We start from the raw sequence: 14,513 nt of genomic DNA, 5'->3' as shown, positions 1-14,513 counted from the left end.
CGCCGATCTGAGGGGGTTGGGATGACCCGCTTCATCGCAGGTAAGGATCGTCGTCAGAGCACGCTCTTGCCTGACTGCCTCGATGATGACGTAGCGGCAGATAACCCGGCGCGCCTCGTCGAGGTCGTCGTCGACGAACTTGATCTCGCGTCTCGTCGCCGAGGGACGAACGGCACGGATCATCGAGAAGATCGCCGGTCTGCGCGAGCAGATGAAGGATCTGCAGGCGATGCGTCAGCAGGTCGAGGAGGCCCCGACCAGCAGGTCTCGTCGACCGACCCCGATGCTCGCTGGATGGGCATCTGCGGCAAGGGAACCGGCATCGTCGGCGACGACGTTCAGGCGGCGATCGATGCCGAGCATCACCTGATCGTCGCCCACGCCGTGACCAACGTCGGCAGCGACCGCGCCCAGTTCGTCCAGATGGGGCTCCTGGCCCAGGAAGCGACGGGATGCGCCACACTCACGGTGCTGGCCGACCGGTGCTACCTCAACGGGGTTCAAGTTCTGGCCTGTGAAGGCACCGGCCTCCAGCCGTGCGTGCCCAACATCCCCACCTTGAACCTCGCCAAGCACGGTCTCTTCACAGGACAAAACTTCGTCTACGACGCCGAGAAGGACCGCTACACCTGACCCGCTGGCCAGCACCTGACCAAGGACGCCGCCCGGTCCGACCGCCGGTCCGGGGATGACGCCATGGACTACTATAGTCATTCGATGGCTTGCTCGGGCTGTGCGCTCGGGCCCCGTTGGACGCCAACGAAGGCACGGCGCATCGAGCGCTGGGTGCACGAGGGCGTGCTCGATGCAATGCAGGATCGGTTCGATCGGATGCCAGAGACGATGATCATCCGCCGCCAGACCATGGAGCAGCCGTTCGGCACGCTGAAGGCCTGGATGGGGCGACACACTTCCTGACCCGGACCCACACAAAGGTCAGAACCGAGATGAGCCTGCAGGTTCTGTCCTACAACATGAAGCGGATGATCCAGATCGTCGGGGTCGGAGCGCTGATCACGGCGATCCGCGCGTAAGCCCGCCCGTGCACGCGAGTTCGCAACAAGGGCTCACTCAGCTGCCCAGCCATCAAAACCGCGTTCTCACACAGCCTGCACCCACAGCAGACGTTTCCGCTTTCAAACGTTTTTGCACGCTCTGTGCGGCAGGGTTAGCCTCGCCAACCTTGCGGCCACGCGTCTCAAGCGAGGGACCCAGCCATGACCAGCGTCAACGTCGATACGGTCAAATGCGCCTGCCCGGATTGCGTGTGTGTGTTCCCGCTGACGAGAGCGGTCATGCGGGGCGAGAAGGCCTATTGCTGCGACGAGTGCGCGGATGGGCACCAGGGTCATGCCGGTTGCGGGCATGCCGGCTGCACCTGCCACGGCTGATCCCGCTCGCGCAGCATGGTGTGCTGCGGCTTGCGTGCCTGCAAGCTTCCGGGAGTTCGCCGGCTCAGACACGAGGGGCGGCGTTCCACCCTCAGCAGGCCGCATAAGGTCAAGCTGATTGGATGAGGATCTCGCGCGGAGACGCCGACGGACGCGCCACGTGCTCATTGGCTAAGCGCTGGTGGGCGCGGGGGAAATCACGCCAAGCTTGTACGTCGTGAAGGTGTCCGCGCACGAGTTGCGCCGCCTGGTCCGTCGCGACGCCTGTTGTAACAGAGTGACATCGGCAGGGATTGTCCTCTGCGACTGACAAACGAGGTTGTCCGATGGCGCCCGCCAGCTAACCGTAACATTATAGCATTGCGGTAGGGCTCGGCACATGCGTTCAGATGCACACCGTCTCGCGGTCACCTCCCTGACGCTTCCGCTCTGGCTGGCCGTCCCGGCCGCACACGCGCAGGGAGACGGCACGATCGCCTTGGACCAGATCGATGTTGCGGCTCCCACACCATCCCCGGACGGAGCCGCTCCACCGAGCGCGACCTCCTCCGACACGCCCGCTGCAGCAGTCGAGCAGCGCTTCGAGGCGGCCCGCGCCCGGATCCTCGCACCCATCGGTGCCAACGTCTCGTCTATCGGACGTACCCAGATCGACAGCCTGCCCCAGGGCGACAACCAGCCCTTCAACCAGGTCCTCCTGCAACTCCCCGGCGTCACGCAGGACTCTGCTTCCGCCGGCAGCTTCCACATCCGCAACGAGCACGCCAACGCCCAGTACCGGATCAACGGCGTCCTCCTGCCCGAGGGCCTGTCGGGCTTCGGGCAGTTCATCGAGACGAGCTTCGTCGGGCAGGTCAACCTTCTCACCGGCGCGCTCCCGGCGCAGTTCGGCTTGCGCACGGCCGGCATCATCGACATCCACACCCGCACCGGCGCCTTCGAGAACGGCGGCAGCATCGGCCTCTACGGGGGCGTGCGCGGCACGATCACGCCGAGCTTCACCTATGGCGGCCACGAGGGGACGACGGACTGGTTCGTCGCGGGCCGCGACTTCCGCAGCAATCTCGGGATCGAGAACCCGACCCCGAGCTACAACCCGATCCACGACCACACGCAGCAGGGCAAGTTCTTCGGCTACGTCTCGACGCTGCTCGATCCCGACACCCGCCTGACCTATGTCACTGGCACGTCGGTCGATCGCTACCAGATCCCGAACAGACCCGGGCTCGTGCCGAGCTTCACTGCCTTCGGCCAGGGTGATTTCGACTCGCGACGGCTGAACGAGCGTCAGCGCGAGTTCACGAACTTCAACGTTATCGCGGTCCAGCGATCAGTCGACGATATCGACATACAATTCTCATACTTCAACCGCAATACGACGCTACATTTCAAGCCGGATATTCTCGGCGACCTGCTGTTCAACGGCGTGGCATCCGACGTCTATCGCAACAGCTTCGTCAACGGCATCGCGACCGATGCAGCCTATCGGATCAGCCCGAACAACACCCTGCGGTTCGGCTTCACGGCAAGCGCCGAGCAGACCCGCAACGTGAACAGCGACGTCCTGTTGCCGGTGGACGATGCCGGTAATCCGCTCGATGCGCCGTTCGGGGTGAAGGATCGCGTATCCAAGACCGGCTACCTCGTGGGCGTCTACGTCCAGGACGAGTGGAAGCTGACCGACCGTCTCACCCTCAATGCCGGCCTGCGCTTCGACCAGCAGTTCCAGTACGTCGATGCCAACCAGCTCAGCCCGCGCGTCAGTCTCACCTACGAGCCCTGGGACGGTACACACGTCCACGCGGGGTACGCCCGCAATTTCACGCCGCCCGAGCAGGCCCTGAGCGCGCCCGTCAAGCTGCCTCTGTTCCTCAACACCACACAGCAGCCGGGTGTCCTGCTCGACAGTCCAGTCAAGCCGGAGCGGTCCCACGTCTTCGACGTCGGCATTGATCAGAAAATCACCCCCGAGCTGGAACTCGGCGTTGACGCCTACTACAAGATCGCCCGGGACCTCCTCGACGATGGGCAGTTCGGGCAGGCGTACGTCCTCACCGCCTTCAACTACGCACGCGCGCACAACGAGGGTGTCGAGATCAAGGCACGGTACGTCAACGGCAACTTCACCGCCTACGGCAACCTCGCGATCGGCCAGCAGCGTGGGACACAGATCGTCTCGAACCAGTTCCTGTTCGATCCCGACAAGCTGGCTTACATCGCGACACACTCCATCTACACGGACCATGCCCAGCTGATAACCGCCTCGGCCGGCGCATCCTACCTGTACGAGGGGACGCGACTCAGCGCAGACATGATCTACGGCAGCGGCTTGCGAAGCGGTTTCGCCAACACCAGCCATCTGCCCGGCTACTTTCAAGTCAACCTCGGTCTGGCGCGAGATGTCCAATTGGCGCCAAGCTTGAAGCCGACCACCTTCCGGATCGACGTCGTCAATCTGTTCGATAGGATTTATCAGCTGAGGGATGGAACGGGCATTGGTGTGTTCGCGCCTCAGTACGGCCCGCGACGAGGAGTCTTTGCGGGGATCTCGCAGAGATTTTGATCGCGTGAGCCCGCACGGCGCAACGTGCGACCATCGAACGTCCGCTTCCCACCCAGGCTGCGTCTCAGCAGCCCTTCACACGGTCGGGCTGAGCAGGTTTTGAGCCTGGCGGGTCACGATGTCCCTCATTGAACGCGGTTCCCGGCGGCCGCGTCTCGGACGGGGCGGCCCCATCGGTGCTCGCTGCGTCCGGGCCGAGGTTGGACCCGGGACCGTCGCAGCGTCCCCCTCCGGTTCGCGCTGTCGTCCGCCATCGATCGATTCTGCTGCGACTCCGCTCGCAGAGAGAAGTATCATATCGACTTCCTTCACAGGAAAGAAAGATATTCTGTTGACGACTGGTGAGATGAGACAGTATCCATAAGCAGCTGAGTTCCTGAGATGTCGCAAGATCAACACTGCGTGTTGGTCTCCGCGTCGGCCGGCCTGCGGCCGGCGCCTCAGTGACGCGACTCAATCTCGTGATGAGCGGAGACAGAATTGGCCGATCTCGTCCTGCGATCATCGCCCGCCGAGAGCGCGGCGCAGCCGCTCCTCGACGGTCTCGTCGCCGAGTACGACGGCCGGTACGGGGCGGACCGGCCCGGGGGCGCCCGCGCGGAGATCCTGCGCTACCCCGCCGAGGCGTACCGCCCGCCGCTCGGCGATTTCCTGCTGCTGCTGCGCGGCGGCGAGACCGTGGCCGGCGGCGCCTTCATGAGCCACGACGACGAGACGGTGGAGCTCAAGCGCATCTGGACGCGGGCCGACCTCCGGCGGCAGGGGCTGGCGCGCCGCATCGTCCTGGCGCTGGAGACGAGCGCGGCGGACCTCGGCTACACCCGGGTCTATCTCACGACGGGCTTCCGGCAGCCGGAGGCCACCGCCCTCTACCTGTCGCTCGGCTACCGGCCGCTCTTCGACCCGGCCGTCGACCCGGTGCTGTACCGCTCGCTGCCCTTCGAGAAGCCGATCGGGGCGGGGGCGGCCTCGCGCGCGGCGAGCCCGGCCTACGCGCCCGCCGCGTCCTTCGCGGCGGCGACCGAGCGGGTCACGGCCCTGAAGGCGGAGCAGGAGCGCCGGATCCTCGACCGCCTCGCGCGTCACCGCGCGGCGGCGGCCTGAGCGCGGCCATGTCCTACGCCCTGAGCTTCCTCGACAAGAGCCCCCTCGACGGCGCGGAGGCGGCCGAGGCGGCCCTCGCGCGCACCGTCGCGCTGGCGAGGCGGGCCGACGACCTCGGCTTCGCCCGCTTCTGGGTGGCCGAGCATCACAACGCGCCGACGCTCGCCGGCTCCGCGCCGGAGGTGCTGATCGGCTTCCTGCTGGCGCGCACCCGGCGCATCCGGATCGGCTCCGGCGGCGTGATGCTGCAGCATTACAGCCCCTACAAGGTCGCCGAGACCTTCAACGTGCTGGCGAGCCTCGCGCCGGGCCGGGTCGATCTCGGCATCGGCAAGGCGCCGGGCGGCCTGCCCCACTCCACCCGCGCCCTGCAGGCGGAGCACGACGCCGCCCGCAAGCCGGGCTTCGAGGCGCAGCTCGCCGCGCTGGACGGGTTCCTCGCCCGTCCGCCCCCGGAGGGAGCGGACCTGGCGGCCTCTCCGTCGCCGGCCGTGCCGGCGGAGCGCTTCCTGCTCGGCGCGAGCCCGGAGAGCGCGCGGCTCGCGGCCCGGCTCGGATGGAGCTTCGTCTACGCCGCGCACATCAACGGCGACGAGGCCGCGATCGCGGCGGCGGTCGCGGCCTTCCGGGAGGCGGGCGGCCGCCGGGTGCTGCTGGCGGTGACCGTCGTCACGGCCGAGACGGATGCCCTCGCCGCCGCCCTCGGGGCCGACCCGCGCCGCTTCCGCGTCGAGGTCGAGGACGGGCCGGCCGTGAACGTGGGCAGCCGCGAGCAGGCGCTCGCCTATGTCCGCCAGCTCGGCGCCCCGCGCTACCGCATCGAGGAGCGCGGCGCGCTCCTGATCCGCGGCGCGCCGGCGCGCGTGCGCGCCGCGCTGGAGCGGCTGCACCGGGCCTTCGGGATCGACGAGTTCGTGGTCGAGTGCCCTCTCACGGAGGGCGCGCAGAGGCTGCGGACGATCGAGCTCCTGGCCGCGGCGGCGCGCCTCCCGCTCGCCGCCTGAGACACAAGCGGGGCCGCGCGTCCCGCCGGACGAGGATCCCCATGGCAGCGCCCCGCCCCCGTCGCCTCAAGACCCTGGTCGCCGCCGGCAACGTCGCCTCGGCGTGGAACGACGCCGACCCCGCCGCCGGTGCGAAGCGGGCGGTGGCGCTCGCCCGCCGGGCGGAGGCGGAGCGGATCACCGGCCTGTTCACCGCCGACCTCCTGCAGATCGACCCGGCCGGCCTCGCCGGGACCACCGGGACGCAGGAGCCGATCGTCGCCCTCGCGTCCCTCGCCCAGGCGACCGCGCGGATCGGCCTCGTCGCCACGGTGTCGACGAGCTTCCACCACCCCTACACCCTCGCCCGGCAGCTCGGCACCCTCGACCACGCGAGCGGCGGGCGCGCCGCCTGGAACGCCGTGACCTCCTCCGTGGGCGAGGAGAATTTCGGCGAGGCGCTGCCGGCCCCGGAGGAGCGCTACGCGCGCGCGGCGGAGTTCATCGAGGTCGTCAACGCGCTCTTCGACGCCAACGAGCGGGACGCCGCGCAGCGCAGGGCCTCCGGCGCGATCGCGGTCGACCCCGCCAAGTTCCACCGGATCGACCATCGCGGGCGGCATTTCCGCGTCGCGGGGCCGCTCAACGTGCCGCCGCTGCCTCAGGGCCGCCCGGTGCAGTTCCAGGCCGGCCAGTCCGAGGCCGGGGTCGCGGTGGGCGCCCGCTACGCCGAGGTGGTCTACACCTCGCAGCCGCGCCTCGCCGACGCGGTCGCCTTCGCGACCGAGCTGCGCCGCCGCGCGGCCGCCCTGGGGCGCGGCCCCGGCCTGCCCTTCGTGATGAATTCCTTCCACGCGGTGATCGGCGAGTCGGAGGCCGACGTCGCCCGGCGCGTGCGGGAGAAGCACGCGCGCATCGACTACGAGCAGGGCCGCCTGAAGCTCGCCGACATGCTCGGCGGCGGCCTCGACCTCTCGGGGCTGCCCCTCGACCGGCCGCTCCCGGAGGCGCTCCTGCCCGAGGTCGCGCACGTCAACCGGCGGCGGGGCCGGGTCGAGATCTTCCGGCGCTACGCCCGCGAGGGCCTGACCCTGCGCCAGCTGATCATCGAGGCGCAGGAGACGGGCCACTGGTCGGTGGCCGGCACGCCCGAGCAGCTCGCCGACGCCCTCGAGGAGCGGTTCCGCGCCGGCATCCTCGACGTCGTCAGCCTGCACGGGCTCGGCAACCCGGACCAGGAGGACCTGCTGCTCAACGGCCTCCTGCCGGAACTGCGCCGCCGTGGGCTGATCGACACCGCCTACGAGGGCGACGATTTCCGCTCCAACCTGCAGCTGCCGCCGCTGGCCGGACCCGCGCGCGCCGCGCAGGCCATCTCCGCCTGACGCGGACGGGTCGGAGATCGGCCGAACACGAAATTCTCCCGTTCCGCGTCGACGCAGCCATTATTCCTCCCTATCGAGCGAAATCTTTGAAAATGCCTTTTATTGACGGCCGGAGAGGCGCCATAAGATAATCTCTCGACTTTGCAACATCATCCCTGACCGCGCGGATTCTGTCCGGCACGCGCGCCGGTCGGGTGATCGTCGGAACACGGTGGGGCTCCGCGTCCCTCCGCGCGGCGCCGCCTGCCGAGAGGACCCCGCCAGAGGACCCCACATGGCCCAGACCCGCCTCACCTTCGGCCTCATGCTCCAGGGCGGGGGCAGCCACATGAACGCGTGGCGCCACCCCAGCAACCCGGCCGACGCGAGCGTCAACCTCGACTTCTTCGTGCGGAACGCCCGCAAGGCGGAGGAGAACGGCATCGCCTTCGCCTTCGTGGCGGACGGGCTCTACATCAACGAGAAGTCGATCCCGCACTTCCTGAACCGGTTCGAGCCGCTCACGATCCTGTCGGCGCTCGCCGCGCGGACGGAGCGGCTCGGCCTCGTCGGCACGGTCTCGACCTCCTACAGCGACCCCTTCACCATCGCCCGGCAATTCGCCTCGCTCGACCTGATCAGCGGCGGCCGAGCGGGCTGGAACGCCGTGACCTCGCCCCTCGAAGGCTCCGGGCGCAACTACGGGCGGCCCCATCCCGAGCACGCCCTGCGCTACGCGATCGCGCAAGAATACCTCGATGTCGCGAAGGGGCTCTGGGATTCCTGGGACGACGACGCCTTCGTGCGCGACCGCGCGAGCGGGCGCTTCTTCGACCCCGCCAAGCTGCACAGGCTCGACCACCGGGGCCGCTTCTTCCAGGTGGAGGGGCCGCTCAACATCCAGCGCTCGCCGCAGGGCCAGCCCGTGATCTTCCAGGCCGGCGCCTCCGACGACGGCATCGGGCTGGCGGGCCGGCACGCGGACGCGGTCTTCGCCAACCATCTCCCCCTGGAGGAGGCGCGGGCGCTCTATCGCAGCCTCAAGGCGAGCGCGGTGGCCCACGGGCGTCGGGCCGAGGAGCTGCGGGTCTTCCCGGGCGCGGGGCCGATCGTCGGGCGCACGCGGGCGGAGGCCGAGGACAAGTACCGGGCGATCCGCGACCTCGTCTCGATCGAGGAGGCGCTGGCCTATCTCGGCCGCTTCTTCGACCACCACGACTTCACGGCCTACGCCCTCGACGCGCCGTTCCCGGACCTCGGCGAGATCGGCCGGAACAGCTTCCGCTCGACCACCGACCGGATCAAGCGCAACGCGGCCGCCAAGGGACTGACGCTCCGCGAGGCGGCGCTCGAGGCGGCCACCCCGCGCACCGACCTGATCGGCTCGGCCGAGGACGTCGCCGACCTGCTGGTCGCCCGCGTGGAGCAGGGCGCGGCGGACGGCTTCGTGCTCGGCTTCCCGGTGATCGGCCAGGGCCTCGACGACTTCGTGGACCTCGTCATCCCGGTGCTGGAGGCCCGCGGCGTCTACGACCGCCGGCTGCGCGGCACGACCCTGCGCGACCATCTCGGCCTGCCGCGCCGCGAGAGCCGCCACGCGGCGCCCGGCGAGGCGGCCACGGCCCGCAGGGTCGGCTGAGGCGCCGCGGATGACCAGCGCCGCCGCCCTCGCCGATTCGGGGATCGACCCGGGCATCCTCTCGACCCTGGACGAGTTCACGGCCCTCCGGCGCGACCTGCACCGGCATCCGGAACTCGCCTTCCGCGAGACGCGCACGAGCGCCCTCGTGGCCGAGCGGCTGCGGGGATACGGCTACGCGGTCACGACCGGCCTCGCGGGCACCGGCCTCGTCGGCGTGCTGCGCAAGGGCGAGGGGACGCGCCGGCTCGCCCTGCGGGCGGACATGGACGCCCTGCCGATCACCGAGCGCACGGGGCTCGCCCATGCCAGCGCGCGCGAGGGCGTGATGCATGCCTGCGGGCATGACGGCCACACGACGATCCTGCTCGCCGCCGCCAAGCGCCTCGCCGAGACCGACTTCTCCGGGACGCTGATCCTGATCTTCCAGCCGGCCGAGGAGATCGGCGCCGGGGCGCGCCAGCTCCTCGCGGAGGGCCTGTTCGCGCGCTTCCCCGCGGACGCGGTCTTCGGCCTGCACAACTGGCCCGGCGTGCCGAAGGGGCAGTTCGGCTTCGTCGCCGGCCCGGCGATGGCGGCGGTCGACAAGGCCGAGATCCGGATCCGCGGGCGCGGCGGCCACGGCGCCTCGCCCCACGAGACGGTGGACCCCGTCGTGGCGGCCGCCGCGGTGGTGCTGGCGCTGCAGAGCGTCGTCTCCCGCAACGTCGATCCGCGCGAGGCGGCGGTCGTCACCGTCGGGGCGATCCACGGCGGGGAGGCCTCGAACGTCATCCCGGACAGCGTCGACCTCACGCTGACGATCCGCAGCTTCGACCCGGGCGTGCGCGACCTCCTGGAGAAGCGCGTCACCGCGATCGCCCGCGTCCAGGCGGAGAGCTACGGCGCGACGGCCGACATCGCCTACCGCCGCGGCTTCCCCGCCGTCCTCAATCACGAGGCGCAGACGCGCCTGGCGCGCGACGTCGCGCTCGCGGCCTTCGGGCCGGAGCGGGTCGAGGCTGCGTTCCGGCCGCGGATGGCGAGCGAGGACTTCGCCTATCTCCTGGAGGCGCGGCCCGGCAGCTACCTCTTCGTCGGCAACGGCGACAGCGCGCCCCTGCACAGCCCCCATTACGACTTCGACGACGCGATCATCGCACCCGCGGCGAGCTTCTGGGTGCACCTCGCGCGCCGGTTCCTCGCCTGACTCCCGCCTCGTCCGACCGGAGCCGCCATGCCCGACCACTTCGTGACCACCACGCCGCTCGATCCCCTGGCCCGGCCCCTCGTCGAGCAGCTGACCTCCGAATACGTCACCCGGTACGGGTCCTATTTCGGCGAGCCGCCGGGCGCCGAGATGACGCGCTACCCGGCCCACCTCTTCGCGCCGCCGGACGGCACCTTCGTGCTGCTCCTGCGCGACGGGCGCGCCGTCGCGGGCGGCGCCTTCATGCGCCACGACGCCCGGACGGCCGAGCTGAAGCGGGTCTGGACCGATACGGCCCTGCGCCGCCAGGGCCTCGGCCGCCGCGTGGTCGCGGAACTGGAGGCCCGGGCCGGGCGGCAGGGCTACGAGAGGATCGTCCTGACGACCGGCTTTCGCCAGCCGGAGGCGAAGGGGCTCTACCTGAGCCTCGGCTACACGCCGCTCTTCGACGTGACCGTCGATCCCGAGATCTACAAGCTCCTGTCCTTCGAGAAGAGGCTCGGCAGCACGGTCGTGCCGCTGCGGCGCCCCTCCGACGCCCGCAGCGCCGCATGACCGCCGTCCCGACCCCCTCCGACGCGACCGCGGTTCCCCGCACCGGCACCGGCACCGCCCTCGCCGCCGCGGCGCCGCCCTCCGGGCGCGATCTCGGTTCCTATCGGATCGTCCCGGCCCGCTACCCCGCGCGCAGCCTCGGCACGCTCCTCGCCGCCTTGGTGATCGCCGGGATCCTGCACTCCGTCCTATCCAACCCGCGCTGGGGCTGGGGCGTCTTCGCCGAGTGGTTCTTCGCCGAGCCCGTCCTCGTCGGCCTCGGCCGCACCCTGCTCCTGACGCTCCTCGGCACCGGGTTCGGGTTCCTGCTCGGCACCGTCCTGGCCCTCGCCCGGGTCTCGGGCTCGCCGCTGCTCGCCGCCCTGTCCTGGGGCTACGTTTGGTTCTTCCGCTCGATCCCGCTGATCGTGCTGCTCCTGATCCTCAACAACCTCGGCTACCTCTACGACACGATCTGGATCGGCGTCCCCTTCACCGGGATCACGCTCGCGTCCTGGCAGACGACGCAGCTCATCACGCCGTTCCTGGCGGCGGTGATCGGGCTGACCCTCTACGCCTCCGCCTTCTCCGCCGAGATCGTGCGTGGCGGCATCCTCGCGGTGGACCAGGGCCAGTCCGAGGCCGCCGCGGCGCTCGGGCTGCCCCGGCACCGGCAGATCGCTCGGATCGTGCTGCCGCAGGCGATGCGCTCCGTCCTGCCGGCGGCGTTCAATGAGGTCATCACCATCGCCAAGGCCACCTCGCAGGTCTACATCCTGGCCCTTCCCGAATTGTTCTACACGATCCAGGTCATCTACCGGCGCAACCTCGAAGTGATCCCGCTGCTGATGGTGGCGACGGTGTGGTACCTCGTCATCCTCAGCGTGCTGTCGCTCGTCCAGCGCCACGTCGAGCGCTACTACGCCCGCGGGGCGTTGCGGAATCCGCCGCCCTCGCTGATCGCCACGGCGCTCGGGCGCCTGCGGCGGCAGGGCGGCGCGGAACCGGTCCCTGCCGCGGCGACGGCGGCCATCCGCCCGGCCGCAGCGGCGCGCGGCGGCGAGATCCGCATCAGCGGCGTGTCGAAGCGCTTCGGCAGCCTCACGGTCCTCGACGATGTCAGCCTCACCCTCCGGCGGGGCAGCGTCACGGCCATCATCGGCCCGTCCGGCTCCGGCAAGTCGACCCTGCTGCGCGCCATCAACCACCTGGAGCGGATCGACCGCGGCCTCATCGCCCTCGACGGCGAGCTGGTCGGGTACCGGCAGGAGGGCGAGACGCTCTACGAGCTCAAGGAGCGGGACATCCTACGGCGACGGGCCGACATCGGCATGGTGTTCCAGACCTTCAACCTGTTCCCGCACCTGACCGCGATCGAGAACATCGTCGAGGCGCCCGTCGCCGTGCGCGGCCTGTCCCGCGCGCAGGCCCTCGCCGAGGCGCGCGACCTCCTCGCCCGCGTCGGCCTCGCCGAGAAGGCCGACGCCTATCCGCGGCAGCTCTCGGGCGGGCAGCAGCAGCGCGTCGCCATCGCGCGGGCGCTGGCGCTGCGGCCCAAGGTCCTGCTCTTCGACGAGCCGACCTCCGCCCTCGATCCGGAACTGGTCGGCGAGGTGCTGGACGTCATCCAGGAACTCGCCCGCTCCGGCAGCACGCTGGTGATCGTCACGCACGAGATCGCCTTCGCCCGCGAAGTCGCCGACCACGTCGTCTTCATGGAGGGCGGCCGCGTGCTGGAGCAGGGACCGCCCGGCCGGGTGCTCGCGGCGCCGGACCATCCGCGGACCCGCGAATTCCTCGCCAAGGTGCTGTGACCCCTCGCAACCCAGGATCCCGACCGTGCTCACCCGTCGCGACTCGCTCGCCCTCCTCGCCGGCGCCGGAGGCGCGCTCCTCGCCGGCCGCGCCCTCGCCCAGCAGAGCATCGACCTCTCCCCCGCGCAGCCCGGGCGCGTCCGGGCCGGCCGCGACGAGGACGCGATCCGGCTCGTCGCCAAGGAGGCGCGCTTCGTGCAGGAGGGCGCTCTCACTGTGGCGATCAATGTCGGGCGCTTGCCGTTCAGCGGCTACGCCACCGACACGAAGACGATCATCGGCTCGGAACCGGACATCGCGCTCCTCGTCGCCGACGCGCTGGGCCGGCGGCTCGAGATCGTTCCGACCTCCTGGGCCGACTGGCCGCTCGGCGTGACCTCCGGCCGGTTCGACGCCGCGATCTCGAACATCACCGTCACCGAGCAGCGCAAGGAGAAGTTCGACTTCTCGACCTACCGCAAGGACCTGCTGGGCTTCTACGTCCGCAAGGACAACCCGATCGTGATCCGCGCGCCGCGGGACGTGGCGGGCCTGCGGGTGATCGTCTCCTCGGGCACCAACCAGGAGCAGATCCTGCTGCGCTGGAACGACGAGAACGTGAAGGCCGGGCTCAAGCCGATCGAGGTCCAGTACCACGACGACGACGTGGTGCTGTACCTCGCGCTCGAGTCCGGCCGCGCCGACGCCTATCTGGGACCGAACGCGCTCCTGAGTTTCAAGGCGGCGCAGGAGGGCAAGACGCGGCTCGCCGGCAATTTCAGCGGCGGCTGGCCGGTCCTCGCCGAGATCGCCGTGACGACGCGCAAGGGGGCGGGCCTCGCGGAGGCCATCACCCACGCCCTGAACACCCAGATCCGCGCCGGCACCTACGCCAAGGCGCTGGCGCGCTGGAACCTCTCGGCGGAGGCGATCGAGGAATCGCGCACCAATCCGCCGGGCCTGCCGCGGGCCTGAGCGCGCCGTCCTTTGCGAACGGGAATTCCTCTCGATGATCCTGCGGCGTCGTCTCCTGTCCCTCCTGATCCTGCCGCTGCTGGCCGCCCTGGGCGCCCTCGCACCCGCTCGCGCGGAGACGCCTCCCTACGACCTCGGGCGCGAGCAGCCCGGCCGGATCCGGGTCGAGAAGGACCCGGCGGCGATCGCCCGCATCCCGAAGGGGTTCCGGTTCGTGACGCCCGGCCAGCTCACGGTGGCGATCACGCCGGGCGGGCCGCCGCTCGGCACCTACGCCACCGACGCCCGGACCGTGGTCGGGGCGGATCCCGACTTCGCGCAGCTCATCGCCGACAGCCTCGGCCTGACGCTGAACCTCGTCCCGGTCGCCTGGGCCGACTGGCCGCTCGGCCTCGCCGCGGGCCGGTTCGACGCGGTCATCTCGAATGTCGGCGTCACCGAGCAGCGCAAGGAGAAGTTCGATTTCACCACCTATCGGCAGGGCCTGCACGGCTTCTTCGTGCGGGCCGACAGCCCGATCGCCCGCATCCGCGCGCCGGAGGACGCGGCGGGCCTGACCATCAGCGTCGGCGGCGGCACCAACCAGGAGCGCATCCTGGTCGAGTGGAGCCGGCGCAATCTCGCGGCCGGGCGGAAGCCGATCGCGCTGCAGCTCTTCGACGACGAGGCCGAGCGGCTGGTGGCCCTGCGGTCCGGGCGGGCCGACGTGATCGTGCAGCCCCACGCGCAGCTCGTCTTCGTGGCGGCCCGCGACCGGGACATCCGGCGGGTGGGGACGCTCAGCGCCGGCTGGCCCGAGCGGTCGGACGTAGCGATCGCGACGCGCAAGGGCAGCGGCCTCGTCGACGCGCTGACGCTGGCCACGAACGACCTCATCGCCAACGGGGCCTACGGGCGGGCGCTCGCGCGCTGGGGCCTGACCGAGGAGGCGCTGGAGCGGGCCGAGACCAACCCGCCCGGCCTGCCGAAGTTCTGAC

The 14,513-nt window shown here is 70.4% G+C and carries 11 protein-coding genes and 1 pseudogene; all 12 read left to right on the top strand.

Translation table 11 applies throughout. The features are described 5' to 3' along the window. Positions 1-21: 21 nt before the first annotated feature. The 12 genes and pseudogenes from ACW9J6_RS01635 (at position 22) to ACW9J6_RS01580 (ending at position 14,512) form a co-directional block, all read left to right on the top strand. A pseudogene (locus tag ACW9J6_RS01635) lies at positions 22-1,034 on the top strand (transposase). A gap of 183 nt (positions 1,035-1,217) precedes the next feature. After that, positions 1,218-1,391 carry a metallothionein gene (locus ACW9J6_RS01630; protein WP_457114675.1) on the top strand — a complete coding sequence of 58 codons (174 nt, stop codon included), beginning with the start codon at positions 1,218-1,220 and terminating at the stop codon, positions 1,389-1,391. A 379-nt stretch (positions 1,392-1,770) separates the two neighbouring features. Next, positions 1,771-3,954 (top strand): TonB-dependent receptor, encoded by a 2,184-nt coding sequence (locus ACW9J6_RS01625; RefSeq protein WP_457114674.1) that lies wholly within the window; start codon positions 1,771-1,773, stop codon positions 3,952-3,954. 480 nt (positions 3,955-4,434) lie between these two features. Beyond that, positions 4,435-5,058: a GNAT family N-acetyltransferase gene (locus tag ACW9J6_RS01620; RefSeq protein ID WP_457114673.1), complete on the top strand. Its 624-nt coding sequence runs from the start codon at positions 4,435-4,437 to the stop codon at positions 5,056-5,058. A gap of 8 nt (positions 5,059-5,066) precedes the next feature. Beyond that, the gene (locus ACW9J6_RS01615) at positions 5,067-6,062 is read left to right on the top strand and encodes an MsnO8 family LLM class oxidoreductase (protein WP_457114672.1); all 996 of its coding nucleotides are present in this window, start codon (positions 5,067-5,069) and stop codon (positions 6,060-6,062) included. A 41-nt stretch (positions 6,063-6,103) separates the two neighbouring features. Continuing rightward, positions 6,104-7,426, top strand: coding sequence for an NtaA/DmoA family FMN-dependent monooxygenase (locus ACW9J6_RS01610; RefSeq protein ID WP_457114671.1), 1,323 nt, complete (start codon positions 6,104-6,106; stop codon positions 7,424-7,426). Between the two features lie 274 nt (positions 7,427-7,700). After that, entirely contained in the window at positions 7,701-9,044 is a 1,344-nt protein-coding gene (locus ACW9J6_RS01605) for an LLM class flavin-dependent oxidoreductase (RefSeq protein ID WP_457114670.1), read from the top strand. A gap of 10 nt (positions 9,045-9,054) precedes the next feature. Further along, positions 9,055-10,233 (top strand): M20 aminoacylase family protein, encoded by a 1,179-nt coding sequence (locus tag ACW9J6_RS01600; RefSeq protein WP_457114669.1) that lies wholly within the window; start codon positions 9,055-9,057, stop codon positions 10,231-10,233. Positions 10,234-10,260: 27 nt separating this feature from the next. Further along, entirely contained in the window at positions 10,261-10,788 is a 528-nt protein-coding gene (locus tag ACW9J6_RS01595; protein ID WP_457114668.1) for a GNAT family N-acetyltransferase, read from the top strand. Further along, complete coding sequence (locus ACW9J6_RS01590; RefSeq protein ID WP_457114667.1) at positions 10,785-12,581, top strand: amino acid ABC transporter permease/ATP-binding protein; 1,797 nt, start codon at positions 10,785-10,787, stop codon at positions 12,579-12,581. Before ACW9J6_RS01595 ends, ACW9J6_RS01590 begins: the two co-directional genes overlap by 4 nt. A 25-nt stretch (positions 12,582-12,606) precedes the next feature. Beyond that, a complete protein-coding gene (locus ACW9J6_RS01585) occupies positions 12,607-13,536 on the top strand; it encodes an ABC transporter substrate-binding protein (protein WP_457114666.1) in 930 nt (309 codons plus the stop codon). Positions 13,537-13,570: 34 nt separating this feature from the next. Further along, complete coding sequence (locus ACW9J6_RS01580) at positions 13,571-14,512, top strand: ABC transporter substrate-binding protein (RefSeq protein WP_457114665.1); 942 nt, start codon at positions 13,571-13,573, stop codon at positions 14,510-14,512. Position 14,513 lies beyond the last annotated feature (1 nt).

The sequence above is a fragment of the Methylobacterium sp. JK268 genome, assembly GCF_054052225.1.
Note: the sequence above shows the minus strand (reverse complement) of the source record. Positions and strands in the feature narration are given on the sequence as shown.

Bases quoted from the DNA above. Each gene is read 5' to 3' on its own strand.
- ACW9J6_RS01630 (WP_457114675.1), top strand. From the start codon at position 1,218: ATGACCAGCGTCAACGTCGATACGGTCAAATGCGCCTGCCCGGATTGC.
- ACW9J6_RS01625 (WP_457114674.1), top strand. From the start codon at position 1,771: ATGCGTTCAGATGCACACCGTCTCGCGGTCACCTCCCTGACGCTTCCG.
- ACW9J6_RS01615 (WP_457114672.1), top strand. From the start codon at position 5,067: ATGTCCTACGCCCTGAGCTTCCTCGACAAGAGCCCCCTCGACGGCGCG.
- ACW9J6_RS01610 (WP_457114671.1), top strand. From the start codon at position 6,104: ATGGCAGCGCCCCGCCCCCGTCGCCTCAAGACCCTGGTCGCCGCCGGC.
- ACW9J6_RS01605 (WP_457114670.1), top strand. From the start codon at position 7,701: ATGGCCCAGACCCGCCTCACCTTCGGCCTCATGCTCCAGGGCGGGGGC.
- ACW9J6_RS01600 (WP_457114669.1), top strand. From the start codon at position 9,055: ATGACCAGCGCCGCCGCCCTCGCCGATTCGGGGATCGACCCGGGCATC.
- ACW9J6_RS01595 (WP_457114668.1), top strand. From the start codon at position 10,261: ATGCCCGACCACTTCGTGACCACCACGCCGCTCGATCCCCTGGCCCGG.
- ACW9J6_RS01590 (WP_457114667.1), top strand. From the start codon at position 10,785: ATGACCGCCGTCCCGACCCCCTCCGACGCGACCGCGGTTCCCCGCACC.
- ACW9J6_RS01580 (WP_457114665.1), top strand. From the start codon at position 13,571: ATGATCCTGCGGCGTCGTCTCCTGTCCCTCCTGATCCTGCCGCTGCTG.